Origin of the sequence: Vibrio sp. 10N.222.49.C9, from assembly GCF_041474985.1 — a bacterium.
GTDB lineage: Bacteria > Pseudomonadota > Gammaproteobacteria > Enterobacterales > Vibrionaceae > Vibrio > Vibrio crassostreae_C.
Window position 1 is genome coordinate 25,616 of sequence record NZ_JBFRVD010000067.1, and the last position, 26,545, is coordinate 52,160.

Genomic DNA, 26,545 nt, shown 5'->3' on the forward strand with positions numbered 1-26,545 from the left:
AATGGGCGCCCGCTTTAGCATCAATACGACACTTAATAACTCAGGTAGAACATAAATGATTGAGCAGAAGCTAAAACAAGTATTCGGATTCGACTCACTGCGCAATGGGCAAAAGCAAGTCATTGATAACGTTCTATCTGGTCACTCGACTGCCGCGATATTCCCGACAGGCTCAGGTAAATCGCTGTGCTATCAATTACCAGCATTAGAGTTACCGCACTTAACCTTGGTGATATCGCCACTGTTAGCCTTGATGAAAGACCAACTCGCTTTCCTGCACAGTAAAGGCATTAGCGCAGCGGCAATCGAATCAAGCCAAGACCGACAAACCACACAACAGGTTATGCAGTCAGTGCGTAACGGTGACACCAAGATCCTCATGATCTCCGTCGAGCGCTTGAAGAACGAACGCTTTCGTCAGTTTATCTCCCAAGTGTCGATCTCACTGCTTGTGGTCGATGAAGCGCACTGTATTTCAGAATGGGGACACAACTTCAGACCCGACTACCTGAAGCTTCCTCAATACCAAAAACAGCTCAATATTCCTCAGGTTCTACTACTGACAGCCACTGCGACTACAGCGGTTATCCAAGATATGAAGTCAAAGTTTGAAATTGATGAGGAGCGCGTTGTGGTTACGGGTTTCTATCGTCAAAATCTCGATCTGTCGATTCAACCTTGTGAACAAACCAGTAAGCTAGAAACCTTGTGCAATGTGGTTAACCAAGCTTCTCTCGCTCCGACTATTGTTTATGTCACCCTTCAACAAACGGCAGAGATGGTGGCTCAGCAGCTTCGCAATGCTGGCGTTAATGCAGTGGCTTACCATGCGGGTCTTAAGCCTGAAAATAGAGATGCTATTCAACACCAATTCATGAATGATGACGTGAGCTGTATCGTCGCAACTATCGCGTTTGGTATGGGCGTGGATAAGTCCAACATTCGCCGAGTGATTCACTTTGACTTACCAAAATCGATCGAAAACTACTCACAAGAGATCGGCAGAGCTGGTCGAGATGGGCAAGCGTCTGAATGTATTTTACTGGCTAACAAACACGGTTTAAGCACACTCGAGAACTTCGTTTTTGGTGATACGCCAGACAACATATCGATCCAAGCGGTATTAACAGAGATCTACGAAAATCAAAACATTGGCGCTTCTGGCTCGAATCAATGGGAGATCATGCTTAATCAACTATCACGTGAATCCAACATTCGTCAGTTACCGCTAAGAACACTACTGGTGTATCTCGAAATTGAAGGTGTGATTGAGCCCAAGTACAGCTACTTCGCAGACTACAAATTTAAGTTCATTCGTCCGAAACAGCAGATCACAGAGCAATTTCAAAGTGAACGTCGTCAATTTGTCGAAGCGATTTTCCAATGCTCTCCTCAAGCAAGAGTGTGGTGCCAAGTCGACTTCGATGCGCTTTGGACACACTTCCAAGCCGATCGTCAGCGTGTGATTGCGGCTATCGACTACTTCAATGAACAAGGTTGGATTGAACTAGAAAGCAAGCAGATCACCGATGTCTACGCGATCCACAATACTTCTGAAGATATGATGCAACTGTCAGAGCGTCTAACTGAGTTGTTTAAAGCAAAAGAAAACAGCGAGATAAACCGCCTTAACCAAATGCTGAATTTCTTTGAGGCGGATACTTGCCTAAGCTCACGCCTTGCGAGTTATTTTGCCGATGATAAAGCACCAACAAACTGCGGTCACTGCTCTGTATGTCGAGGAGAAGTGGCAATCTTACCAACCGTTGATGTTGAACCTATCGATGATGAGACGGTGATGACATGGATACATGAGTTTATTTCGGCTAGCCAACAACTGATTACCGACGAGGCAATTACTCGCTTCTTATGTGGAATCGCCACCCCGCTTTCAACCAAACTCAAAGCCAGTAAAATGGTCGGTTACGGCAAGCTAGAGCAGCAACCGTTCAGTGATACCTTAGCGCGAGTAAAACAACTTCCTAGGTAATTCTTACTTATAAAAAACCGACTAGGCTATGAAGCGTAGTCGGTATTCATCTCACTCATTATCTTTAAAAGAAGCTCAACTGACGCATTTGGTCTTTAGGTTGCAGCATTACGCTTAAACCAAGCAGGCGTATTTCTCGCCCCTGTTGTCTTTTCAGTATTTCACTAAGCAGCTCTTTGAAGTGTTCACGATCGAGAGAGGCATGGATGTGTTCAATCGTGGTTTGTTGAAAGTCGGCGAACTTGAGCTTAATGCCCTGCTTGATGATCGCTTTGCTTGGGCTAGCCTTTTCTAAGCGAGTCTCGAGTTCAGGAAATAGCTTATCTTCGATTACCTGCCAACATTCTGCGTAGCTTGAAATGTTTTGGGTAAAGGTGCGCTCTACACCTACCGATTTTCGCTCGCGCTCGATGATAACTTCTCGATCATCAATGCCATGACTGCGCTTCCAGAGTGATGCACCTTGACGGCCAAACTTGAGTAGCAGGTCTCGATAGTCAGACTCTTTGATATCCTTACAAGTAAAGAAACCCGCTTGGTGCAGCTTTTCTATGCTCACTTTGCCGACACCGGGAATCTTTTCAAGTGGTAGCTCATCGATCACTGATTGCACGTCTTGTGGAGGGATAACAAACTGACCATTGGGCTTATTCAGATCTGAGGCCACTTTCGCCAAGAATTTAATCGGTGCAATTCCTGCAGAAGCTGTCAGGTTCAGTTCGTTCCAAATATCACGGCGAATAGACTCGGCAATAAGTGTTGCTGAACCGTGACACCGCTTAGAATCGGTGACATCAAGGAAAGCTTCATCCAAGGAAAGTGGTTCAATGATTGATGTGTATCGAGAGAAGATTTCACGGATCTTTTTAGATATCTCGACATAGACCGACATTCTTCCCGGCACAACCAATAGATTAGGACAAAGCTGTAGGGCCTTTCCGGTAGGCATTGCAGAGCGAACACCAAACTTGCGGGCTTCATAATTACAGGTGCTCAAAACGCCGCGTTGCTTTTCATGCCCACCAACAGCTAACGGGCGATTTCGGTAAGCAGGGTTATCACGCATTTCTACAGCCGCGTAAAAACAATCCATATCGACATGGATTATTTTTCTGACTTTCTCTTGGTCCGAACTGCACATTTGGAAATAACTCAACCTTACAACTGTATCTATGAACAGTATAATCAATTATTCTCAGATTTAAAATGATCTGGAGTCCAGCTCAACAGGTTTCACTTCATTCGCCGCCCACTATTCTGATAGTATTGTTAGGAGTATTTAGTCTATAAGTAGGGATAGCTTTTGAGTGAAAAAATACTAGTGGTAGAGGATAGTCGCGCATTCAGAAACTATCTTTACCAACAATTTAAGAACGATGGCTATGAAGTTGCGTTGGCGGAATCTGTAGAAGAAGCCAAAGCGATCTTAGAGCAAGAAACGGATTTCTTGTGTGCAGTCCTCGACTACTGTTTACCTGACGGCCAAGACGGCGAGATCATTGATCTCGTCTTAGGCTATCAACAGAAAATCATTGTCCTGACCGGGATGTTCGACAATCAACTGCGAGAGCAAGTCCTAGCCAAAGGCGTTATCGATTACATACTTAAAGACAGTATGTCATCAGTAAGCTACCTACTTCCCCTGGTTCAAAGAATTTCGAATAATCGCCATCACAAAGCATTGGTTGTCGATGATTCAGCGGTCGTTCGCCGTTACATAGCTCAACTTCTAGAACACCAATATATCCAAACTATCCAAACTATCCAAGCCGAAGATGGCGAACAAGCATTAAAGCTCCTTCATAACGATCCCGATATTACGTTCGTTGTTACAGACCATGATATGCCGAAGAAAGACGGTATAGCGATGATCCGTGAGATACGACGCGATCACGACAGAAACCAGTTGGCTATTCTAGGGTTATCAGGCAGCGATGATCGCACCATGACAGCTCGATTCCTTAAAGCGGGGGCTAACGACTTCCTTTACAAGCCTTTTAACCAAGAAGAATTTTTTTGCCGTATCCATCAACTGCTTGATATGAAAGAAGCGGCCAACGAGCTATTTCGACATGCCAACGAGGATGCTCTTACTGGCTTATGGAACCGTCGTTACCTGTTCAATCAAACATGTAAAGGTTGTGAGCAGCGCAGTATAGCCATGATGGATATCGACTTCTTCAAGAAAGTGAACGACACCTACGGTCACGATGGTGGTGATGCAGTCCTCGTGGAAGTCGGCAAGATCATCAAAGACCATTTTAAAGATGATGTTGCTGTACGCTTCGGTGGCGAAGAATTTTGTATTCAGTCGTGTGGTTCGTTTGAGAGCTTTGTTGACAACTTAGAGTCCATGAGAGAAGCCATTGAAAGCCATGTTGTTGAGCATGACTCTCAAAGAATCAAGGTCAGTATCAGTATCGGCGTAACCGATTTAGACGCGAAGCTAGATGAGCAGATCAAAGCCGCTGATGAGCTTCTTTATACGGCAAAAGAGCAAGGTAGAAACCAACTAGTGTTTGCGCGTAACAGCATGCAAATCGAACAATAGTCATTCGCCTCTGTTTCCATTTTTGGTATACCAAGATTAATTGCTAGACCTCAAAACTAAAAAAGCTCAAGACGATAATCTTGAGCTTTTCAATTTGAGGGCATAGATAACTCTATCCCCTATGACTGTCACCAATTAAGCGATACGGTCTTTACTCCAAGCCGCTTCTTTTTGTTGACGCTCAGCCAGCTTCTCTTCACGGTAAGCTTCACGTGCTTCACGCTTCTTACGCGCGTCACAAGGTTCAGGGCAGTTACATACTTTATCAATACCAACAGCACCCAAACCGCCACAGCTACCTTTCACAACTTTCTTTTGGATAATGTAGCCAATTGACATCGCTGCGATTACTGCAAGAAAAACACCAAATGTAATCAGAAATGTATTCATAATTATCTCGCTTACCTTATTTACCTAAGTATGGCTTAAATGCTTCAGAAGCAATTTCTTTAAAGCCATCTGCTGTTTTTACCACCATGAACACTGGGATGTTATGTTGGTTTGCGACTTCCATTCCTTTTTCCTCACCTAAGACCATAAGGCCCGTAGATAAGCCGTCTGCAGTCATTGAAGACGGGTTTAAAACAGTCACAGAAACCACTTTATGGTGAAGAGGCTTTCCTGTTTCAGGGTTGATGATGTGTGAGTAACGAACACCATCACGTTCAAAATAGTTACGGTAATCACCAGAGGTTGCGATAGCCATATCACCCGGCTCGATGATCTCTTGGATATTACGCTCATCAACGCTTGGTTTCTCAATCGCGATACGCCAGCCCACGTTCTCACGGTTTAAACCTTTCAGACGAATTTCGCCACCGACTTCAACCATGTAGTTGTGAATACCGATAGAATCAAGGTAGTCAGCGACGACGTCAACACCCCAACCTTTTGCAATCGTGGATAGATCGACATACAGGTTAGGTAGGTCTTTCTTCAACATGTTGCCTTCAACACTAAGATGATGGATACCAATCTTAGCCTTGCGAGCCGCCAGCTCTTCATCTGATGGCACAACTTCAGGACGAGCTTCAGGACCAAAACCCCATAAGTTAACTAACGGACCAACCGTTACATCCAGAGCTCCTTCAGTAAGACCGTTCAAACGAATCGCTTCTTTCACAACCGTCGCTGTTTGCTCAGATACTTCGAACGCATCCGCACCTTTATACTGGTTGAAACGGCTTAATTCGGAATCTTCACGGTAAGTCGACATCTGGTCGTTTACTTCTTCAAGTAGACGATCGATCTCTGTATGAACTTCATTAGACTCAGGAAATTCATCACCATTGATGTATTTAATATTGTAACTCGTGCCCATCGTTGGGCCACTCAAATGCACTTGCTCTCTTGACTGCTCACAGCCCGCAAGAAAAATCAAAGAAGTTAATGCAACAAGCCAAATTCTCACTTGCTTACTCCTGTCTAATGTTGAGGATTTATATAAGGAAAAATAAGAGTAAAAAATAGGTATTTTGAATGCCTTACTCTTTCTTATATAAGCCAGTATGTTGTCAAAAGCTGTCTTAGAAAAACAAATGGCTGACTCGTAGGAGTCAGCCATAATATCAATCACTTAAGTGGATTAACCACCGAAGTCATCTAGTAGGATGTTTTCATCTTCTACACCAAGATCTTTCAGCATGCCGATAACAGCAGCGTTCATCATCGGTGGACCACACATGTAGTACTCACAATCTTCAGGAGCTTCGTGATCCTTCAGGTAGTTTTCGTACAGTACGTTGTGGATGAAACCAGTGTAACCGTCCCAGTTGTCCTCTGGTTGAGGATCAGACAGTGCACAGTGCCACACGAAGTTTTCGTTTGCAGCCGCTAGGCCATCGAAATCTTCAATGTAGAACATCTCACGCTTAGAACGCGCGCCATACCAGTAAGACATCTTACGAGTAGACTTAAGACGCTTAAGTTGGTCGAAGATATGAGAACGCATAGGCGCCATACCTGCACCACCACCGATGAATACCATTTCATTGTCTGTGTCTTTAGCAAAGAACTCACCAAATGGACCAGAAATAGTACATTTGTCGCCTTCTTTAAGAGACCAGATGTATGAAGACATAACACCAGGAGCTACGTCAGGGTTGTTTGGCGGCGGAGTTGCGATACGCACGTTAAGCTTGATGATGCCTTTCTCTTCTGGGTATGAAGCCATAGAGTAAGCACGGATCGAATGCTCTTTAACGATAGACTCATAACGGAACAAGTTGAACTTATCCCAGTCACCACGGTATTCCTCAGGAATATCGTAATCTGCGTATTTCACGTGATGTGGTTCAGCTTCAATCTGAATGTAACCACCCGCGCGGAACGGAACTTCTTCACCTTCAGGGATCGCTAGAGCAAGTTCTTTGATGAAAGTAGCTTCGTTGTTATTCGAGATAACAGTACATTCCCACTTTTTAACACCAAAGATATCTTCGTCTAGTTCAATCTCCATGTCAGTTTTCATAGCAACTTGACATGCAAGACGTTCGCCTTCGCGAGCTTCACCTTTTGTGATGTGATCAAGTTCAGTTGGAAGGATGTCGCCACCACCAGACTTAACTTTTACACGACACTGACCACAAGAGCCACCGCCACCACAAGCAGAAGATACGAAGATACCAGCGCCAGCCAGGGCACCAAGTAGCTTGCTACCAGGTTGAGTAACGATCGCCTTTTCAGGGTCGCCGTTTACTGAAATAGTGATGTCACCTGATGGTACTAACTTAGACTTAGCGAAAAGAATCACTAGTACTAGAGCCAGTACAATAATGGTAAACATCGCTACGCCAAGAATAATACTAAACATTTGTTATTCCTTATTACTGGGTGCTTACCCTACAGTTGAACACCAGAGAAAGACATAAAGCCTAACGCCATCAGACCAACAGTAATGAACGTGATACCAAGGCCACGAAGACCTGGAGGTACGTCAGAGTACTTCATCTTCTCACGGATACCCGCAAGAGCAACGATAGCTAACATCCAACCCACACCAGAACCGAAGCCGTAAACAACAGATTCAGCAAAGTTGTAGTCACGAGTTACCATGAAAGATACACCACCAAAGATTGCACAGTTAACTGTGATCAGTGGAAGGAAGATACCTAGTGCGTTGTACAAAGGTGGGAAGAAACGGTCTAGAACCATCTCTAGGATTTGTACAAGTGCCGCGATAACACCGATGAATGCGATGAAGTTAAGGAAACTTAAATCGACACCTTCAACAAGCGCGTTTTCTTTCAGGATGTGTGTGTAAACAAGGTTGTTTACAGGAACAGCGATTGTAAGTACTACAACTACCGCAACACCAAGACCAAAAGAAGTTTTAACTTTCTTAGATACCGCTAGGAATGTACACATACCTAGGAAGAAAGAAAGCGCCATGTTTTCGATGAAAATCGATTTAACTAGCAGACTAATATAATGTTCCATGACTACCTTACCCCTTCGCTTCTACTTGTTCTGGTTTGAACACACGAATTGCCCAAATCAAGAAACCAATTAGGAAGAATGCAGAAGGTGCTAGAAGCATCAAGCCGTTTGGCTGATACCAACCACCGTTGCTCACTAGAGGTAGTACTTCCATACCAAATAGTTTGCCAGAGCCTAGAAGCTCACGGAAGAAACCAACAGTGATAAGAACGAAACCGTAACCAAGACCGTTACCAAGACCATCGATTAGAGATGGGATTGGCGCAGACTTCATTGCGAATGCTTCAGCACGACCCATTACAATACAGTTAGTAATGATTAGGCCTACGAATACAGATAGCTGCTTAGAGATATCGTATAGGTATGCTTTAAGCACTTGGTCTACCACGATTACTAGTGATGCGATAATTGCCATCTGAACGATGATACGCACACTGTTAGGAATGTGGTTACGGATCAAAGAAACGAAGAAGTTAGACAGAGCAGTAACGAACATTACCGCGATAGTCATAACAAATGCTGTTTCTAGCTTAGTGGTTACCGCAAGAGCAGAACACACACCAAGAACCTGTAGCGCAATTGGGTTGTTGTCCAACACCGGCGCTAAGATGCTCTTTTTAATTTCTTTTGCACTAGACATTAGTTCAGACCTCCGTCACGAACTTTTGCTAGGAACGGACCAAAGCCCATATCACCTAACCAGAAGTCAAATGTATGTTGAACACCAACGCTAGTCAGTGTTGCACCAGAAAGGCCATCTACACCGTGCTCAGAACCTTGAGGAGCGCCACCTTTAACAACCTGAATAGCAGGTTTGTGGTTTTCGTCGAATAATTTCTTACCAACGAATTGAGCACGCCAAGTTGGGTTCTCAACTTCACCACCAAGTCCAGGAGTTTCACCTTGCTCGTAGTAAGTGATACCAGAAACTGTGTTGCCATCGGTTTCTACCGCAACGAATGCGTACATCATTGACCATAGACCGTTACCGTGAACAGGGATGATAACTTTAGAAGTTTCAGCGCCATCTTTCACTAGGTATACAGTACCCGTATTAGCACGACGAATGATCTTAGCGATGTCATCTTCAGCTGAAAGCTTGATTGACTGAGCTGGATCTTTTGCCGCTTTACGTTGGTCGTATGCAGCAGCGTCGCCGTCAACGAAATCGCCAGTAGCGAAATCAACTAGACGAGGTTCAATGTTCTCTGCGTACAGTGCTGGAATATTACCCGCAAGTTCAATGCCCGCAACTTCAAGGATCTTAGTTTGCTGATCCAGAACTGCGTTAGCTTGTTGCTTAGGTTTAAGAACAACTGCAGCTGTTGAAACGATGATTGAGCACACTAAGCTCAATGCGATAACAACAAACAGCGTCTTTTTAATGCTATCGTTATTACTTGCCATAGCGCGCTAGTCTCCGCTTAATGTTCTTCTCGATTACAACGTGGTCAAACAGAGGAGCAAATAGGTTTGCGAATAGGATCGCAAGCATCATGCCTTCTGGGTATGCAGGGTTAACTACACGAATCATTACACACATTGCGCCGATTAGGATGCCGTACCACCACTTACCACCATTGGTAAATGACGCTGATACAGGGTCTGTTGCCATGAAGAACATACCAAATGCGAAGCCACCTAGAACTAGGTGCCAGTGCCAAGGCATGCTGAACATTGCGTTAGTGTCAGAACCGATCACATTAAACAATGTTGATACAGCAATCATACCGATCATAACACCCGCAATGATGCGCCATGAAGCAATGCCCATGTATACGATCATTGCAGCACCGATCATAAGTGCAAGCGTTGATACTTCACCGATAGAACCTGGAATGTTACCAATGAATGCGTCCATCCAAGTGATCGTCTCACCAGATACCGTGTTCATTAGCGCGCTACCACCGCCTTGAGCCCATTGGCTAAGCGCTGTTGCACCAGAGAAACCATCAGCTGCAGTCCAAACTACGTCACCAGAAATCTGAGCAGGGTATGCAAAGAATAGGAACGCACGGCCAGCAAGTGCAGGGTTTAGGAAGTTACGACCCGTACCACCAAAAATCTCTTTAGCAACAACAACACCGAAGGTAATACCTAGTGCAGCTTGCCATAGAGGAAGTGTTGGCGGAACAATAAGCGCGAACAAGATAGAAGTAACAAAGAAACCTTCGTTAACTTCGTGCTTACGCACCATACAGAACAGTACTTCCCAGAAACCACCAACGATAAAGACCGTCGCGTAGATAGGTAAGAAGTAAGTCGCACCCAAGAGCATCTTACTGCCCCAACCTGCATCGGCTCCTAAGGAGGCTCCAAGCATTTCGGTTAGCCAGTAGTGCCAGTTACCATCAATGATAGAAACTAGTTCTGCACCTGAATACATGTGGTTTAGTGCTGCAATAGCTTGACCACCTGCGTTGTACATACCCCAGAACATTGCTGGGAATACCGCAAGCCAAACCATGATCATGATACGTTTTAAGTCAACGCTATCACGGACATGCGAGCTTTTCTTTGTAACTGTACCTGGTGTGTAGAAAAGTGTTGCTGCAGCTTCGTAAAGCGCAAACCACGTTTCGTGTTTACCACCTGGTTCAAAATGATGCTCGATGTCTTCAATAAACTTTTTAAGGCCCATGAAAATTACCCTTCCTTCACAATTGTATCTAGGCATTCACGAAGTAACTGACCGTACTCGTACTTACCAGGACATACAAAGGTACACAGTGCTAAATCTTCTTCATCTAGCTCTAGCGCACCAAGTGCTTGTGCACTATCAACGTCGCCAGCACATAGATCGCGAAGCAGCAAAGTAGGCTCCATATCTAATGGCATTACTTTCTCGTAGTTACCAATTGGAACCATAGAGCGATCACTACCGTTTGTTGTCGTTGTCATGTTGAACAACTGACCTTTAAACACGTGACCAAGGAATGAACGAGTAACAGAGAACTTGTTCTTACCAGGCATAGCCCAGCCAAATAGCTCTTTATCACGACCTTCACGAAGAACCGAAACCTGTTGATGGTAACGGCCAAGGTAAGCATGTGGACCTGAAGCGTGAACACCAGATAATACTGAACCTGAGATCAGGCGAACTTCACCTGGCATCAACTCGCTGTCCGTCAACTCTTCAAGGCTAGCACCAATTTGAGTACGAACTAGGCGTGGGTTATTAACTACTGGACCAGCCAGAGAAACAACACGCTCAGAGTAAATCTCACCAGTAAGGAACAACTTACCGAATGCGATAACGTCTTGGTAGTTAATGCTCCACGCTACATTTTGTGCATTTACCGGGTATAGGTAATGCATATGCGTGCCTGCAAGACCTGCAGGGTGTGGGCCATCAAAAACATGTTCTTCAACGTTAGACTGAGCTGAACGAGGTAAGCTAGTACCTTTTTTACAAACGTACACTTTACCGTTAGTCAGAGTTGAAAGAAGATCTAAACCAGCAACGAAAGCATCAGACTGCTCGTTAATGATTAATTCTGGCTCAGCTGCTAGCGGATTAGTATCCATAGCAGTAACGAAAATAGCCTGAGTTTCAGAATCAACTGCTGGAACCTTGCTGAACGGACGAGTTCGCAAAGCGGTCCATGCGCCAGACTCAACTAACTGAGCTTTAACCGTTTCACGGTCAAGACTTGCTAGTTGGTTAGCTTCATAGCTATTGAACGTGATTTGCTCATTGCCTGCTACTTCAATCACTACTGATTGAAGAACACGCTTAGCACCACGGTTCACTTCAATAACTTTACCGCTTGCTGGAGAAGTAAATACAACACCTGGGTTCTTTTTATCTGCAAAAAGAACTTGGCCTTTCTTCACTTCATCACCAACGCGAGCATGCATCGTAGGACGCATACCAACGTACTCTTCGCCAAGCAAGGCGACTTTAGTGATGGACTTACCATCATTAATCACCTGGGATGGAGTTCCTGCGATAGGAAGATCCAAACCCTTCTTTATTGTAATCATACGCACTTGCACTACTTTATCGGGAAAAAGATTCTTTTAATTGCGTAAATTCAGGACGTTTTAAAATCGCCCTTAGACACGACATTACAGTGTCCGGTTTTGGTAAATTTGAGATACCAAAATCGCAACATTACATTAATAAACTCATCACAAATATTATGTGAGATTTATCAGGTGCCGTATTCTAGCATTTTTTGACAACTTGATGCCATGACCAATAACTTGAATACCGCGTTTATTTGGTGAGATTTGAAGCATATGGACTCTCAAATATGTATAAATTTGACGAGCCGCACAGATAGATTGGCTTTTGAATCGTGTTTTAAACAAGAGATTAATACTCTGTCACAAACTAATATTTTACGAGTTATGTTGAAACACTGTTAATAAAAACATTACTCATTGTAGGTATTTTTAGTCGTTCAAATTGCCATCAGTTTGAGTGATATAACAACGAAAAACACATAGGTTTGGCGACAAAAAAGGCGGCATCACCACCTTTTGTCAATATGCTCGCTGTGTTACTTGCCACCACCCATACACATAGGGCTGTCTGGCACGTTATCGAGCTGCTTCATCCATTCATCTTTTGTATAAGTGTGAATGGACAGTGCGTGAATATTATTCGCTAGCTCTTCTGAAAGAGCTTTATTTACCGCTCGATGACGAGCAATAAGACGCAAACCTTCAAACACATCGCTGACAACAATCACTTTGAAATGACTCTCAGAACCAGCCGGAACATTGTGCATATAGCTCTCATTGACCACGTTTAAATGACTTGGTGAAAACTCATTGTGCAATTTTGTTTCGATAACTTCTTGGATCATTGTGATTCCTTAATAACGTATTGGCATTATCCGTGGGCTGAGTATAAACCCTAACAGGTCGAGTGTCTGAGTATTTCATAGCGAATGGCATAGGTTTGGTTGAGTTTTTTCTATCTTGTTCAGCCTGCATTTGAGACAATATCTTTGTTATTTCTTACATAAGTATCTCAAGCAATGAAAACCGAACTTACCCTTCACGACAGAACTTTGACCTTACATCGTTTCCCGAAACGTTCAAATGAAACCCTTCAAGCTTGGGATGCGGGCGACGAATACATTATTAGCCATGTTGAAGAGATGAACCTTGAACCTGGTAAACACATCCTGATCATGAACGACAGCTTCGGTGCCCTATCGACTTGGTTCTCGAAAGATCATGATGTCACTATGATGAGCGACTCATTTATCTCTCACCGTGGCGCCCTGAAAAACTTGCAGCGCAATCAAAGTAACCGAGTGAACTTCTTGAACACGATGGATGATATCCCACACGGTATCGACCTTGTGATCATGCAGCTGCCAAAAACAAATCGTCACCTAATCTGGCAACTGAGCCAGCTACGCCAAGCATTGCCTGAAGGCTGCCAAGTGATCGGCGTCAACAAGGTAAAAGAGATTCACACCTCTACGCTTAACCTGTTCGAAAAATACCTAGGCGAAACCAAAACATCACTAGCGAAGAAAAAACACCGCTTAGTCTTCTCATCTCCAAACTGCCAGCCAATTCAAACGGTAGAGCCTTTTGTTGAATGGGATGTAGACGGTGAAGATATCCGCCTGAAAAATTTACCAAATGTTTACTCAGGGGAAGCACTCGATCAAGGCGCTCGCTATATGCTAGAGCACATCCCTCAAGATCCTGAGCTACGTCATATCATCGATCTTGGTTGTGGCAACGGTGTATTGAGTGTAAAAGCAGGGCAATTGAACCCACAAGCCCGTATCACCTGTGTGGATGAAAGCTTTATGGCGGTGGAATCGGCGCGCCAAAACGTCAAAGATAACCTTGGTGAAGAAGGCAACTTCCAGTTCATCGCCAACAACTGTTTAGATGGCTTCAAGAAAAACAGCACCTACTTAGTGATGTGTAATCCTCCATTCCATCAGCAACAAGCGATTACGGATCACATTGCGTGGCAAATGTTCTGTGATGCAAAGCATGTTCTAAGCAATGGAGGCAAATTAATTGTTATTGGCAACCGACACCTCGGATACGATGTCAAACTAGCAAGACTATTTGGTGAAGCTAACGTTGAAACGCTTGAACTAAACCAAAAATTTGAGATATTACAAGCAACAAGAGAGCCTGCGAATTTTAATAAATAAGCAGAAACGACTTCACAAGAATTTAAGATACCGAGCTTCTGGTGTGAATTTAGAAAGGATAAAGGAATGAAAAAACTGATTTTGGCTGCTTCTATTATGGCTTTGACAGCATGTTCAGCCCCTCAGCAAGAACAAATCAATGTAATGCCAGAAGCTTCACTAAGCTCAAGCAACCTTGTACAAGGCAAAACATACACACTAACCAGTAAAGATGTTCGTGCCGCTCAATATGTTGCATTGGTTGATAGTGGCCGTTCAAACATTCAACCAATTCATGCTAAGCAAAACATGCGTATTTCTCTAGAAAACGCTATTGCTCAGCAGTTAGAGTCTCAAGGTTTTCGTGCAAGCGTAAACAGTGAAAACTCAATTGTTTTGGAGATTCAAGAAGCGCTTGTTACCGTAGAACACACCATTATGGAAAACAAAATGGACGGTAAAGTAACGCTTGAAGTTACGGCTGAAACGCCTGAAGGCAAACTAGTGAAAACATTCAACGGTACTGCAACGCGCACTGGTGCCTTGAGTGCGTCAAATGACGACATCTCTATGGTTCTTAATGACGTGATTAACTTGGTTCTTACGGAAATCGCTAACGACCAAGAGCTACAAACTTACATGAAGGAACGTTTCTAATGGTTCGTATTTTATCTTCTATCGCATTAATGTTGGTGAGCGTGAGCGTTTGGGCTGGTCCTAAAGTGAACGTAGAAACAACATTAGGCGACTTCACAATTGAGCTAAACCAAGAACAAGCACCGGTTAGCGCGGAGAACTTCCTAAAATACGTTGCAGACGGCAGCTACGAAGGCACTATCTTCCACCGTGTTATCCCTGGTTTCATGGCACAAGGTGGCGGCTTCGATCAAGACATGAATCAACAAGCGACTTATGCTCCTATCAAGAATGAAGGCAGCAACGGCCTGAAGAACGATACAGCAACAATCGCTATGGCTCGTACTAATGTGCCAGATTCTGCAACTCGCCAGTTCTTCATTAACTTCTCTGATAATGATTTCTTGAACGCAAAAGGTGGTAACCCAGGCTACGCTGTATTTGGCAAAGTAACTGAAGGTTTTGATGTTGTTCAAAAGATGGCAACGATTCCAACCAAGCGAATGGGCCGCATGTCAGACATCCCAGTCGACCCAATCGTCATCACTAAAGTGACCCTTCTTAAGTAATCCAATGTAACGCCCTTATTTCTTAAGGGCGTTTTTCTATACAAGGACGCCCTATGTCATCAGGCACTCCCTCTCTTTCTTGGATGCAGACTTTTCGCAGCTACCTAGATAAACGTCTACTTTGGGTGTTTATGCTCGGCTGTTCGAGTGGCTTCCCATGGGTTCTTATTGGATCCAACATGTCTGGCTGGCTAAAAGATGCAGGTTTAACGCGTGCTGCCATTGGCTACTTTGGTAGTGTGTTTGCCGTGTATGCGATTAACTTTTTATGGGCACCATTGGTAGACCGAGTAAAACTGCCGGTGCTTCACGCAATACTCGGCCAGCGCCGCAGTTGGATCTTTTTCTGCCAAACCATTGTTTTAATCGGCACCTTATTCATCGCAGGCGTCAATCCCGCAGAGAATTTGGCGTTTACCTCAATGTTGGCGCTCGCTATTGCCATTGCCTCAGCCACGCAAGACATCGCGATTGATGCATTTCGTATTGATACCTTCCCAAAATCCGAAGCATCAAAACTGCCGCAAGCTTCCGCAATGGCCGTAATTGGGTGGTGGACGGGGTATTCACTACCAGGCTACCTTGCCTTTATTAATGCAGACTCAATCGGTTGGAATGGCGTGTATTACGGAATGGCAGGTGTCGTTGTTGTATTAATGCTGTTTACTCTTTTTGTCGGAGAGCCAAATACACAACGTGAAGCCCTACAAGAACAAGCACAACAGCGACACAATAAAGTGGTCGGCTCAAAGCTTGTCGCTTGGTTCAGTGTGACGGTAATTGAACCATTTTATGATTTCTTCAAAAGAAACGGAGTTCAAGTTGCCATTACTCTATTGCTGTTTGTGTTCCTATTTAAGATAGGTGAAGCCTTCCTAGGTCGCATGTCGATCACCTTCTATAAAGAGATAGGTTTCAGTAATGAACAGATCGGTCATTACTCCAAGTTAATTGGCTGGGGCGCGACGATATTCTTCACTTTGGTAGGCAGTGTCTTCAATGTGAAATTCGGTATTGTACGCGGACTGATGATCGGCGGTGTGGCAATGGCGGCCAGTAATCTAATGTTTGCGTGGATCGCTCACACTGGCCCGAGTGAAACCTTGTTCTTGGCAACCATCATTGTCGATAACTTTACAACTGCGTTTTCAACCGTAGCTTTTGTCTCTTTCTTAACACTATTAACCGGGCAAGCTTTCTCAGCGACACAGTATGCCTTGTTAGCATCGTTGGGGAATTTCGGTCGAACAACGCTGGCTTCATTCAGTGGTGAGTTGGTTGATTACCTCAATGATTGGTCAACCTTCTTTATACTGACTGCACTCATGGTGATTCCAAGTTTGATCATGCTCTATTCGTTGCGCCACTTTTTCACAGATTTACTGGAAAAAGCAAAAACCAACCAAGAGTAGTTGAACAAAAAAGCAAAAGAAAAGAAGGTGGCATCACGCTACCCTCTTTTTCTTTGTCACTAGTAACCTGTAAGAACTAGTCTGTTGTATCACTCACAATAAGGTTGAAGCCTGTGCCAGCCGAGTCATCGATCGCCACCACTTGATACACTACACCATCAGCTAAGGTTGCGGGCGCAGAGTCGATAGCCACAACCGACGGCTGACCCGCTACAGTAATCGTCACAAAATAAGACCCCGCCGCAACATAAATGCCATTCGCATAATCTTTGAACTTCACATCACTTAGCGCTGGAGTGCTACCAGAGATCCCCGCGTTTTCTGTTAAGTAAATATCCACCGAAGCCGCTATTGGGTTAGCAGCGGCGTGGGTAATGTTTAGCACCGCGCTGGTCGCAACCGGACGACGGTTTTCAGGAATAACCAATGGTTCCAAACTCAGTGGAGTTACCGTCCCTACCGCATAGATGCTGTAATCCATGCCAGCAAATACAGCTAATCCATCAACATCAATAAATGACGGAGACGTCGTTCCCGTTTCGTATATATCAATATCATAACTGTCTGCTGCTAAATCTAAGAAACCGCGAATTTCTTTAAACATTAAACCATCAAGAGGAGCAAACTTAGCAGAATTAACAAATACATCTACAGCTGGTGCGCCATCGACCAAATGCCCGACTCTTACTTCGGCAGTTTCTGCCATGTCGTATATTAACGATGATCCACTACCGTCCATCACCATCAACTTCACCGGAGATACACTGTTTGAGTCAGCTCTTGATACCGCTGCAATAGTTAGCTCGCTACCGCCAGCCAGAGTTATCTCTCCAGAATCAAAAGCAATAGCACTTCCGCTCACTGTTTCTAATCTTACTCGGTACTGACCAGCTGGAATATTCAGCACGTCAGTAAAATCTTTATAACCGAGAGTGCCAAGCGGAGCACCCAATGGATCATTCGGCGCCGTTACGTATAAGTTCACATCTCCAACCCCTGTTGCCGCGTGAACAACTTGCACATCTAAACTTGAACTCGTTGCCGTTCCCTCAGAAGGTCGCGTCACAACTAAAGCCTCAACCGGGTTATTAGAACCGTCAGCGTCACCGACCACCATCACGGTGTAATCTAATTCACCGCTCAAATCGAATTGGCTTGGCGAAATTACAGTGGCAACTGCGTCACCTGGGAGTTGGACATCGACTTGAAGAGTTGTCTGGCCTTGATTTACTGAAGCGTACCCGGATGCCTGAGCATAATCGACACCGCTCCAACGAGCCTGGCTATTGACTAAAACGTTAGCTAAAGGCGCATCTGGCGATGCATGTACAGCTTGTAGTTGAGTTGTTGGTTCATCGTCATCATCACACCCAACAATGAAAAGGGCTGATATCGCTACAGCGAGTATAGGTGAATATTTCATCGGTCTTCTCTCCAAAAAAGTTAGACCAGTTCGTCACACAAATGATTAGTCCAATAACTAATCTTTAAAAAGTATTTCAAAATCTAGTGCAGTGAACTGTCTTTAATTCTCCGTGATTCAAAAAGTAGCTAGGTTCAAATCCCTAGGCAGTCATCACATGAGTTGTCCATCAATTGATTCCAACTCCACTACGCTGTTGGTCAAAAATAGATCAAAGACGAGATTAAGAGGTGGTTTGAATGAGTCATTTTTTAAGAGAAAACGCTTAGAAAAGAATACTGTTGATTTTGATATGCATATCACTCTAATTAGTAGAATCGTTTGCTTAGCGCAGTATTTCACCTATTTATCCACAAAATAATCGAATTTCACAAAATCAATAGAATTAGAGGTGCATCAGGATGCATTGCCACCGTAAAGTTCCATTATTTAGATCATTAGTGTGATCGATCTCACTTTAATAATTGCAATTTTCACTCTGTCTCACTTTTATTTGAGAACAAAATCGCTATGATGCTCGGCATTCGGACACACAAACACGCACGGATTAGCGGGTTACTTATTTTAAACATAGAGAGTTCCATTATGCGTAAATCACTTTTAACTCTTGGCCTACTTGCAGCGACTTCTGCTCCAGTAATGGCAGCAGATTATTCTGACGGCGACATCCACAAAAACGATTACAAGTGGATGCAGTTCAACATCATGGGTGCAATCAACGAGAAAGGTCCTTACGAATCTACTCATGATTACCTAGAGATGGAATTTGGTGGTCGCTCTGGAATCTTCGACCTTTACGGCTATGTTGATGTATTTAACCTAACATCAGACTCAAGCAGCGACAAAGCAGACAAAGATGGCAAAATCTTCATGAAGTTTGCTCCTCGTATGTCTCTTGACGGCCTAACTGGTAAAGACCTTTCTTTCGGTCCAGTTGAAGAACTATACCTTTCAACTCTTTTCGAGTGGGATGGTAACAACGGTGGTGTTAACACTCAGAAAGTTGGTCTAGGTTCTGACGTAATGGTTCCATGGTTCGGTAAAATGGGTCTAAACCTTTACGGTACATACGACTCAAACCAAAAAGATTGGAACGGTTTCCAAATCTCGACTAACTGGTTCAAGCCATTCTACTTCTTCGAGAACGGTTCATTCATCTCTTACCAAGGTTACATTGATTACCAATTCGGTATGAAAGATGAGTACGCTCAAGTAAGCAACGGCGGCGCAATGTTCAACGGTATCTACTGGCACTCAGATCGTTTTGCAGTTGGTTACGGCCTGAAACTATACAGCGATGTATACGGCTTTAAAGATGGTGCAGACCTACCATGGGACGCTTCTTCACAAGCTGATTCTTCTGGCGTAGGTCACTACGTTGCAGTAACTTACAAGTTCTAATCGAACTTCTAAGAAAAGTTTCCAAAATGGCACCCTAGGGTGCCATTTTTTATTGCTTTCATTTAATGCCTAGCTATCCTTGCAGCATCACTTTCTTATCTCGGTATTGCTGTGAACATCACTATTGTTGGGCCAGGGGCCATCGGCTCTTTATGGGCAATAAAACTACTTCAAGCTGGTCATAATGTGTCTTTGTGGAGTCGTTCCACTGATAACTCAATTGACTTATCACTTGATGGACAAGCTTCCCTTTCCTTCAGTAACAACAATATCGAAAAGCTATCAGCGAGTGACTTGGTTATTTTCACGGTCAAAGCTTGGCAAATAGCAGAAGCAACCACTCCACTGCTTCAACATCTCGATCCCGACACCATTCTCATATTCATGCATAACGGAATGGGGGCGGTCGACAACATCGCCACTCAAATTGATACTCACCCGATAGTATTGGCAACCACGACCCAAGCAGCATTCAAACCTGATCGTAATAGTGTATCTCACACAGGAATAGGGCAAACCCAGTTAGGTGCTTTTAACCAAACGGGTCAGCAGTGCACGTTTTTAGTTGATGTGTTGGATCATGCTCTCCCCGCTGTGAGTTGGAACCCACAAATAAAAACCGCGCTTTGGACTAAACTCGCCATAAATTGTGCTATCAACCCACTTACTGGGTTGGAACAAATCAAGAATGGTGAACTTGCAGACCAAAGGTTTGAGGGTATTTTAAGTTCTATCGTTGAAGAGCTCACACAAGTTATGCAGGCCGAAGAGATAGCTTGTTCATTCGACGGATTAGAAGCAAGTGTCAACAAGGTTATCCACGCTACGGCTCAAAACAACTCATCCATGAAGCAGGATATGTTTTACCAACGTAAGACAGAGATCGACTTCATCACTGGACACCTAATAAAAACAGCGCTTAAGCATCAGATAGAAGTTCCCGTTAACCAAAAGCTGTTCAATCAGGTCAAAGAGCAAGAAAATAGCTGGAATCATCAAGATTAGTCAGCAACGGTCAACAAGTCGCGATAAAATAACAATACCGCTAAGCATAACGCTGGCACCAATTTCCAAGATTTTAGGTAAGAATAGATGCTTGATATCAATCACATCCGAGAGCAGTTCCCTGCGCTATCACAAACCATCAATCAACAACCATTGATTTACTTAGACAGCGCGGCAACGACACAAAAACCTCAGGTAGTTATTGATGCCATTAGCCAGTATTACTCCAAGCAAAATGCCAATGTTCACCGCGGTAGCCATAGTTTAACAGCGAACGCGACCAGTCAGTTTGAAGCAGCCAGAGATAAGGTCGCTCAGTTTATCGGTGCAAGCTCTTCAAAAGAGATCATCTGGACTCGCGGTGCAACCGAAGCGCTCAATTTAATTGCTCAAACTTACGCAAGAAGTATTCTTCAGCCTGGCGATGAGATCTTAGTGAGTGAAATGGAGCATCACGCTAACATAGTTCCTTGGCAAATTGTGGCAGAACAAACCGGGGCTAAAGTCGTTAAAGTACCGATGACACCGGATTGCGAATTTGACCTAGTCGCGTTTGATACGCTTTTAAATGAACGAACCAAGATTGTTGCATTAGCTCAGGTAACCAACGTAACGGGTTCTCGTCAGCCAATTGAAGCTGTCATAGAAAAAGCACACAAGATGAATGCGATTGTTGTGGTCGATGGCGCGCAAGGCATCGTCCATGAGCCTATTGATGTTGCAGCTTTAGGTGCGGATTTCTACGTATTCTCTGGACACAAGCTCTATGCCCCTGCGGGCATCGGTGTGCTTTACGGCAAGCTTGAATTGTTAGAAGCGATGCCACCTTGGCATGGTGGTGGCAAAATGGTCGAGCGCGTCTCTTTCTCTGGCACTACTTTTTCAGAACTGCCTGGCAAATTCGAAGCGGGCACGCCAAATGTGGCAGGAGCCATAGCACTAAGCACCGCAATAGAATGGTTAAGTGGTTTTGTACAACAAGATGTCGAAAATCATATCCACCAACTACAACACGAGACTTATCTTGCTCTCAGTAAACTGGATGACATTCAGATTTTAGGGTATCAACCTAACGCAAGTGTGATTACTTTTGTGATGGATGGTGTTCACCATCAAGATATAGCGACTCTACTGGATCAGCAAGGTATCGCAGTACGTGCAGGACATCATTGTGCTCACCCATTAATGGATGCACTTAATGTGAAAGGAACGGTTCGAATTTCATTTGGTATTTACAACAACATGGATGATGTTGAAAAGCTCGTAGCGGCGATAGAAAAAGCCGTTGATATGCTTTAGGGAGTAGCGAAATTACTTAGGGTTGGCGTTTAACGTCAACCCTTTTTGCTTCTGTGTATCAAGGAGATATTAAGCACTTAGCTCTTGGATTTGAGCAACAATCGCTTTTAATCCATTACCGCGAGATGGGCTAAGGTGGGTAATTAGACCGATTTGTTCAAAGTAACCATCAATATCGAACGCTTGAACCTGCTCTGATGTTTTTCCATCATACGCAGCCATCACCAAAGCAATCAGACCGCGAACGATACGCGCATCAGAATCAGCACAAAAGTGCCAAACACCATCGATATTCTGAGAAACCAACCACACTTGGCTTTCACAGCCAGAGACAATCACCTGCTCACTTTTCAGTTCATCAGGCATCGTTGGCAGTTTCTTACCCCATTGAATCACTTGGCGATAACGGTCTTCCCAGCCGCTGAATGTCTGCATCTTCGCGACGATATCATCACTGGTAATTTCAGTGCCGAATGGAGAGCTTGGGAATGTGGTCATTTTAATATCCAGTCGATTGTTAATTGAGTAAAAGACGTTACTTAGCGTGCTTTTGAATCAGCTTTTCAACAATACGTGAAACAGCCACAAAACCAAAAGTCGCGGTGACCACTGTCGCAGCGCCAAAACCCGTCGCACAGTCCATGCGTTTTGGACCTTCCGCTGTTGCTTTCGCAGCACATACACTGCCGTCGGCTTGAGGGTATTTCAATTGCTCAGTCGAGAACACACAATCGATACCAAACTTACGCGCAGGGTTCTTAGGAAAATTATGATGACGACGAAGGGTGTCTTTTAGCTTCTTCGCTAGCGGATCTTGAATCGTCTTAGTCAAGTCAGCCACTTTGATTTGAGTCGGATCGATTTGACCACCCGCACCACCAGTGGTGATCACCTTGATTTTGTTGCTACGACAATATGCCAATAGTGAAGCCTTAGCTTTCATGCTGTCAATCGCATCTAATACAAAGTCGAACTCTTTCGATAGGTATTCAGCCTGATTATCCGGGCCGATAAAGTCGTCAATCAGGTTAACTTTACACTCAGGGTTAATCAGCTTAACGCGCTCTGCCATCACTTCGATTTTGCTTTTACCAACGGTACCCGACATTGCGTGGATCTGACGGTTGATGTTAGTTACACACACGTCATCCATATCGATCAAAGTCAGCTCACCTAAACCGGTACGAGCAAGCGCTTCAACCGCCCATGAACCGACACCACCAATACCGATCACACACACGTGTGCTGCTCTAAGTATGTCGACTTCACTATTGCCATATAGGCGACGGGTGCCACCAAATCGTTGGTCATAGTTTTCTGAAGCTGGAGTGGTCAATTCACGCATTGTTGCCGCCAATTTATTTCTGAGAAAAAGAAAAGAGTGCGTTTTATACGCACTCTTGAATAAAAAGTCTAGGGGATTAGCGATTCGCTTTCAATGCCCTATTTTATTGTAGCTTACTCAACCTTTTCAGGAGGCAAAGCCCAAGGCGCTTCAGTTGCGCTGCCATCTAAACCGAGCTTCCACACACGACCAAAATGCTTGTAATGGCCCGCTTCTGTACCCGCTCGAGGGCCCATGCCGTGGTAAAGGTCCAAATGGTTTTGCTTAACCGCGCCGCCCGTATCCAAAACCAATAGCAGTCTTAGTTGATGAGCGCCGCTCCAAGTACCATCAGCATTCAATAATGGAACCTCAGCAAGAATCGGCGTCCCCATAGGCAAGATAGAGCGATCGCCCGCAACCGCCGCCATCGGTAATAGAGGAATGCCCGCGCTACCCATCACAGATAGGTCGTCTCTCGCTTCAAAAAACACGAAAGATGGGTTTTGCTCAAGCAGCTCTTTGACCACTTCAGGATCGTTTGCCAATACCCACTCTTTGATTGCTTTTAGCGACATTTTTTCGCGTGGAACTAAGCCTCGTTCAATCAGAACACGGCCAATGCTCACATAAGCTTTATTGTTCTTACCCGCGTAGGCGAAATACTGCAGCGTGTCATCATCACCGAAGTGTACAAATCCACTGCCCTGTACTTCCATCATAAATGGGTCGATACGGTTTGCTGAGTAACCTAACTCAAGGCCCTGACCTTCTAGTGCGCCGTTGTAAATCTCTTGGCGTGTTGGACACTCTTTACCACACTCAGGAAGCCCGTAAACAGGGTAACGATATTCTTCATTCGCTTCGTGGCGCAGCTCCATCACAGGAGAAAAGTAGCCCGTGAACAAAACATTGCCTTGTTTATCACCACCACCTAGTTGAGCGGTTTGAACGCCAAAATTCGCTAGCTCGCTTGGATCTCCACTCAGCATCGCCCACTCATTGAGTTGTTGATAAAGCGGCTCATAGATTTTAGCCATCGAAGGGGATTTAGAAACCACCATCTCAGCTTGTTCTGCAAATGCGGTGTAGTCTCTTGGTTTATTGGATTCAACCTGATCGACCTTATTCAAGGTACGAGGAAATTCGTCATCAAGGTGTTGCTGAGCAAGATCAGTGGGTTGAGCACAGCCAAATAACAAAGAGGCAGCGACAAGGGGAAGCCATTTTTTAATCACAAGAGTCATCCTAAAAATTCTATGCATCGAGGATGACAAAAACAGTCAGATAACACAATCTTAGATTGTAAGAGTTTACAAGAAGATAACCTATCGGACGGAGTTATCGATATGGCCCTTAAGGCGGAAGATGGGATTGTAGTGACTGTCAGAATCGAGCACCATTTCTGTATTGTCAGAATTGGTCATGCGGAAGCGATAGGTTTTATCACCCGCCTTGTATTCAAAGTAGTTTCCATCAAAGTCAAAGCTCGTCGAAACAACAGACCCACGAACTGACACACCATTAGCATTCAGAACAAACTCATCGGTCGCATAATGTGCAACATCTTGCTCTATCCAAGTGCCGTATATCAGATTGTCGGGCGTCGCCGCATTTTGCACTCGGGAAAGCACATCGCCGAACAAAGAAACCACCGCAAACGAACCCACTAAGGCTAGAACCATTAAACAACGTTCAATGATCTTACGCTTCAACTTAGATTGATTGCGCTGATCAGCTTCGCTATAGAGACCTTTGGTTATCTCATCGATTTTGTTCTTTGTTGCTGGAGCTTGTTGCATTCGGTGACTACTCATAAGGATGCTATGCGCATTCTACACTGAGACAGTTTATATATTGAAGCCTAGATAAGAATAGTTTGCGCTTTATTCCAAAAAGGTGTTGTTTACATTTGAATTTAAATGCTAAATTATCGAATAAATAAACAAAATGGACTTGTTCTGTGAAATTAAGAAGTACAGCGCTAGTAAAAGGTTTCAGACAATCAACCCCTTACGTAAATGCTCACCGTGGCAAAACCATGGTCATTATGCTGGGAGGCGAAGCCGTTGCCGACAGGAACTTTGGTAACATTATTAGTGATATAGCCTTGCTCCACAGCCTTGGAGTAAAGATTGTTCTCGTTCACGGGGCAAGACCGCAGATCAACCAATTGCTCGCCAAGCAAGATTGCCATACGCCTTATCACAAGAATATTAGGGTCACTGATGAATATTCTTTGGGCGTCGCTATGCAGGCTGCTGGACAGCTTCAACTTGCCATCACCGCACGCCTCTCAATGAGCTTAAACAACACGCCGATGGCAGGCACTCAACTCAATGTTATGAGTGGTAACTTCATTACGGCTCAACCGCTTGGCGTGGATGACGGTACGGATTATTGCCACAGCGGGCGTATTCGTCGAATCGATATCGAAGGGATCAATCGCACGCTTGACCAAGGTTCAATTGTACTGCTTGGCCCTATTGCCAGCTCCGTGACAGGCGAAAGCTTTAACCTACTTTCTGAAGAGGTCGCTACCCAAGTTGCTATTCGTCTAAAGGCCGACAAGCTGATTGGCTTCTGCTCCGAACAAGGGGTAACAGATGAACGCGGTAACGTGCTCGCCGAACTCTTCCCTAAAGATGCCAAGCAAATTCTAGAACGATTAACGGAATCTCAAAATCCTGCCGAAGACATGAGCACAGGAACACTGCGCTTCTTGAAAGGAGCGATCTCCGCTTGTCGAGCTGGTGTGCCTCGTTGTCATCTAATCAGCTACAAGGTAGATGGCGCATTAATCCAAGAGTTGTTCTCTTTTGACGGTATTGGAACCCAAGTGGTCATGGCTAGTGCCGAGCAAGTAAGACAAGCTCAGATTGACGATATTGGTGGCATATTTGACCTTATTCGTCCTTTGGAAGAACAAGGCATTCTCGTTCGTCGCTCAAGAGAACAATTGGAACAAGAGATTCACCGCTTTACGATTATCGAAAAAGACGGACTGATTATTGGTTGCGCTGCACTATATGCGTATCCGGAAGATCACATGGCAGAGATGGCGTGTGTGGCGATTCACCCTGACTATCGCGATGGAAACCGTGGGCAATTGTTGCTGGATTACATGCGTCACCAATCAAAATCTCGTGATATCGACCAGATTTTTGTCCTTACTACGCACAGCCTTCACTGGTTCCGTGAACAGGGTTTTTACGAGATAGCGGTTGATGAATTACCGATGGAAAAACAAGGGTTATACAACTATCAGAGAAACTCAAAGATCTTGGCGCTCAACGTATAAATAAAATTTTGGAGCACAATCTCACTTCGACAGAAAAATAATTGCAAATGTAATCGTTTTCTATATGAGATTTA

Annotated in this window: 25 protein-coding genes; 10 read left to right on the forward strand and 15 right to left on the reverse strand. The window is 44.3% G+C overall.

Features of this window, described 5'->3' with window-relative positions; translation table 11 throughout:
- The first annotated feature begins 55 nt into the window (after window positions 1–55).
- Window positions 56–1,990, forward strand: coding sequence for an ATP-dependent DNA helicase RecQ (locus AB4585_RS21220; RefSeq protein WP_372170823.1), 1,935 nt, complete (start codon window positions 56–58; stop codon window positions 1,988–1,990).
- Window positions 1,991–2,054: 64 nt separating this feature from the next.
- Here the strand turns inward: AB4585_RS21220 and dinB are convergent, their stop codons facing one another.
- On the reverse strand, window positions 2,055–3,131 hold the full coding sequence (gene dinB, locus AB4585_RS21225) for a DNA polymerase IV (RefSeq protein WP_029235195.1): 1,077 nt from the start codon (window positions 3,129–3,131) through the stop codon (window positions 2,055–2,057).
- A gap of 162 nt (window positions 3,132–3,293) precedes the next feature.
- Between dinB and AB4585_RS21230 the strand changes: the two genes are divergently transcribed.
- The gene (locus tag AB4585_RS21230; protein WP_372170826.1) at window positions 3,294–4,541 is read left to right on the forward strand and encodes a diguanylate cyclase; all 1,248 of its coding nucleotides are present in this window, start codon (window positions 3,294–3,296) and stop codon (window positions 4,539–4,541) included.
- A gap of 135 nt (window positions 4,542–4,676) precedes the next feature.
- Here AB4585_RS21230 and nqrM read toward each other — a convergent pair whose 3' ends face one another.
- The 9 genes from nqrM to bolA form a co-directional block, all read right to left on the reverse strand.
- The gene (gene nqrM / locus AB4585_RS21235; protein ID WP_009848378.1) at window positions 4,677–4,931 is read right to left on the reverse strand and encodes a (Na+)-NQR maturation NqrM; all 255 of its coding nucleotides are present in this window, start codon (window positions 4,929–4,931) and stop codon (window positions 4,677–4,679) included.
- Window positions 4,932–4,947: 16 nt separating this feature from the next.
- Window positions 4,948–5,952: an FAD:protein FMN transferase gene (locus AB4585_RS21240; protein WP_372170828.1), complete on the reverse strand. Its 1,005-nt coding sequence runs from the start codon at window positions 5,950–5,952 to the stop codon at window positions 4,948–4,950.
- 174 nt (window positions 5,953–6,126) lie between these two features.
- Complete coding sequence (gene nqrF / locus AB4585_RS21245) at window positions 6,127–7,353, reverse strand: NADH:ubiquinone reductase (Na(+)-transporting) subunit F (protein ID WP_017059912.1); 1,227 nt, start codon at window positions 7,351–7,353, stop codon at window positions 6,127–6,129.
- A gap of 29 nt (window positions 7,354–7,382) precedes the next feature.
- Complete coding sequence (nqrE, locus tag AB4585_RS21250; RefSeq protein WP_009848375.1) at window positions 7,383–7,979, reverse strand: NADH:ubiquinone reductase (Na(+)-transporting) subunit E; 597 nt, start codon at window positions 7,977–7,979, stop codon at window positions 7,383–7,385.
- 7 nt (window positions 7,980–7,986) lie between these two features.
- The gene (locus AB4585_RS21255; protein ID WP_008223083.1) at window positions 7,987–8,619 is read right to left on the reverse strand and encodes an NADH:ubiquinone reductase (Na(+)-transporting) subunit D; all 633 of its coding nucleotides are present in this window, start codon (window positions 8,617–8,619) and stop codon (window positions 7,987–7,989) included.
- On the reverse strand, window positions 8,619–9,386 hold the full coding sequence (locus AB4585_RS21260; protein WP_004735209.1) for a Na(+)-translocating NADH-quinone reductase subunit C: 768 nt from the start codon (window positions 9,384–9,386) through the stop codon (window positions 8,619–8,621). Before AB4585_RS21260 ends, AB4585_RS21255 begins: the two co-directional genes overlap by 1 nt.
- Window positions 9,376–10,620 carry an NADH:ubiquinone reductase (Na(+)-transporting) subunit B gene (locus AB4585_RS21265; protein ID WP_010439046.1) on the reverse strand — a complete coding sequence of 415 codons (1,245 nt, stop codon included), beginning with the start codon at window positions 10,618–10,620 and terminating at the stop codon, window positions 9,376–9,378. The genes AB4585_RS21260 and AB4585_RS21265 overlap by 11 nt, the downstream gene beginning before the upstream one ends.
- Window positions 10,621–10,625: 5 nt before the next feature.
- Window positions 10,626–11,966: a Na(+)-translocating NADH-quinone reductase subunit A gene (locus AB4585_RS21270; RefSeq protein WP_032545690.1), complete on the reverse strand. Its 1,341-nt coding sequence runs from the start codon at window positions 11,964–11,966 to the stop codon at window positions 10,626–10,628.
- A gap of 521 nt (window positions 11,967–12,487) precedes the next feature.
- On the reverse strand, window positions 12,488–12,796 hold the full coding sequence (gene bolA, locus AB4585_RS21275) for a transcriptional regulator BolA (RefSeq protein WP_017064186.1): 309 nt from the start codon (window positions 12,794–12,796) through the stop codon (window positions 12,488–12,490).
- Window positions 12,797–12,970: 174 nt separating this feature from the next.
- Here bolA and AB4585_RS21280 point away from each other — a divergent pair, with 174 nt between their 5' ends.
- The 4 genes from AB4585_RS21280 to AB4585_RS21295 all read left to right on the forward strand — a co-directional run bounded on the left by AB4585_RS21280 (window position 12,971) and on the right by AB4585_RS21295 (window position 16,718).
- Window positions 12,971–14,122: a methyltransferase gene (locus tag AB4585_RS21280; protein WP_372077230.1), complete on the forward strand. Its 1,152-nt coding sequence runs from the start codon at window positions 12,971–12,973 to the stop codon at window positions 14,120–14,122.
- A 66-nt stretch (window positions 14,123–14,188) separates the two neighbouring features.
- A complete protein-coding gene (locus AB4585_RS21285) occupies window positions 14,189–14,758 on the forward strand; it encodes a YajG family lipoprotein (protein WP_017067736.1) in 570 nt (189 codons plus the stop codon).
- Window positions 14,758–15,306 (forward strand): peptidylprolyl isomerase, encoded by a 549-nt coding sequence (locus AB4585_RS21290; RefSeq protein WP_136974111.1) that lies wholly within the window; start codon window positions 14,758–14,760, stop codon window positions 15,304–15,306. Before AB4585_RS21285 ends, AB4585_RS21290 begins: the two co-directional genes overlap by 1 nt.
- 53 nt (window positions 15,307–15,359) lie before the next feature.
- Window positions 15,360–16,718: an AmpG family muropeptide MFS transporter gene (locus tag AB4585_RS21295; protein WP_146491381.1), complete on the forward strand. Its 1,359-nt coding sequence runs from the start codon at window positions 15,360–15,362 to the stop codon at window positions 16,716–16,718.
- A 76-nt stretch (window positions 16,719–16,794) separates the two neighbouring features.
- Here AB4585_RS21295 and AB4585_RS21300 read toward each other — a convergent pair whose 3' ends face one another.
- Window positions 16,795–18,141 carry a DUF4397 domain-containing protein gene (locus AB4585_RS21300; RefSeq protein WP_372170831.1) on the reverse strand — a complete coding sequence of 449 codons (1,347 nt, stop codon included), beginning with the start codon at window positions 18,139–18,141 and terminating at the stop codon, window positions 16,795–16,797.
- A gap of 585 nt (window positions 18,142–18,726) precedes the next feature.
- Here AB4585_RS21300 and AB4585_RS21305 point away from each other — a divergent pair.
- From AB4585_RS21305 to csdA, 3 genes are all read left to right on the forward strand, one after another.
- Window positions 18,727–19,542, forward strand: a complete 816-nt coding sequence (locus tag AB4585_RS21305) for an outer membrane protein OmpK (RefSeq protein ID WP_102320250.1) — start codon at window positions 18,727–18,729, stop codon at window positions 19,540–19,542.
- Between the two features lie 111 nt (window positions 19,543–19,653).
- A complete protein-coding gene (gene panE, locus AB4585_RS21310) occupies window positions 19,654–20,547 on the forward strand; it encodes a 2-dehydropantoate 2-reductase (protein ID WP_017059902.1) in 894 nt (297 codons plus the stop codon).
- 87 nt (window positions 20,548–20,634) lie between these two features.
- Window positions 20,635–21,846, forward strand: coding sequence for a cysteine desulfurase CsdA (gene csdA, locus AB4585_RS21315; RefSeq protein WP_171732567.1), 1,212 nt, complete (start codon window positions 20,635–20,637; stop codon window positions 21,844–21,846).
- A 69-nt stretch (window positions 21,847–21,915) separates the two neighbouring features.
- On the opposite strand, the gene csdE is transcribed toward csdA, so the two are convergent.
- The 4 genes from csdE to AB4585_RS21335 form a co-directional block, all read right to left on the reverse strand.
- On the reverse strand, window positions 21,916–22,344 hold the full coding sequence (csdE, locus tag AB4585_RS21320; protein ID WP_017059900.1) for a cysteine desulfurase sulfur acceptor subunit CsdE: 429 nt from the start codon (window positions 22,342–22,344) through the stop codon (window positions 21,916–21,918).
- Between the two features lie 37 nt (window positions 22,345–22,381).
- Window positions 22,382–23,191, reverse strand: coding sequence for a tRNA cyclic N6-threonylcarbamoyladenosine(37) synthase TcdA (gene tcdA, locus AB4585_RS21325; RefSeq protein WP_017059899.1), 810 nt, complete (start codon window positions 23,189–23,191; stop codon window positions 22,382–22,384).
- Between the two features lie 113 nt (window positions 23,192–23,304).
- The gene (gene mltA / locus AB4585_RS21330; RefSeq protein WP_017064192.1) at window positions 23,305–24,417 is read right to left on the reverse strand and encodes a murein transglycosylase A; all 1,113 of its coding nucleotides are present in this window, start codon (window positions 24,415–24,417) and stop codon (window positions 23,305–23,307) included.
- 81 nt (window positions 24,418–24,498) lie between these two features.
- Window positions 24,499–24,972 (reverse strand): DUF2850 domain-containing protein, encoded by a 474-nt coding sequence (locus AB4585_RS21335; protein WP_017064193.1) that lies wholly within the window; start codon window positions 24,970–24,972, stop codon window positions 24,499–24,501.
- A 161-nt stretch (window positions 24,973–25,133) separates the two neighbouring features.
- On the opposite strand from AB4585_RS21335, the gene argA reads away from it, so the two are divergent.
- Window positions 25,134–26,471 (forward strand): amino-acid N-acetyltransferase, encoded by a 1,338-nt coding sequence (gene argA, locus AB4585_RS21340; protein ID WP_017065782.1) that lies wholly within the window; start codon window positions 25,134–25,136, stop codon window positions 26,469–26,471.
- The last annotated feature ends 74 nt before the right edge of the window (window positions 26,472–26,545 follow it).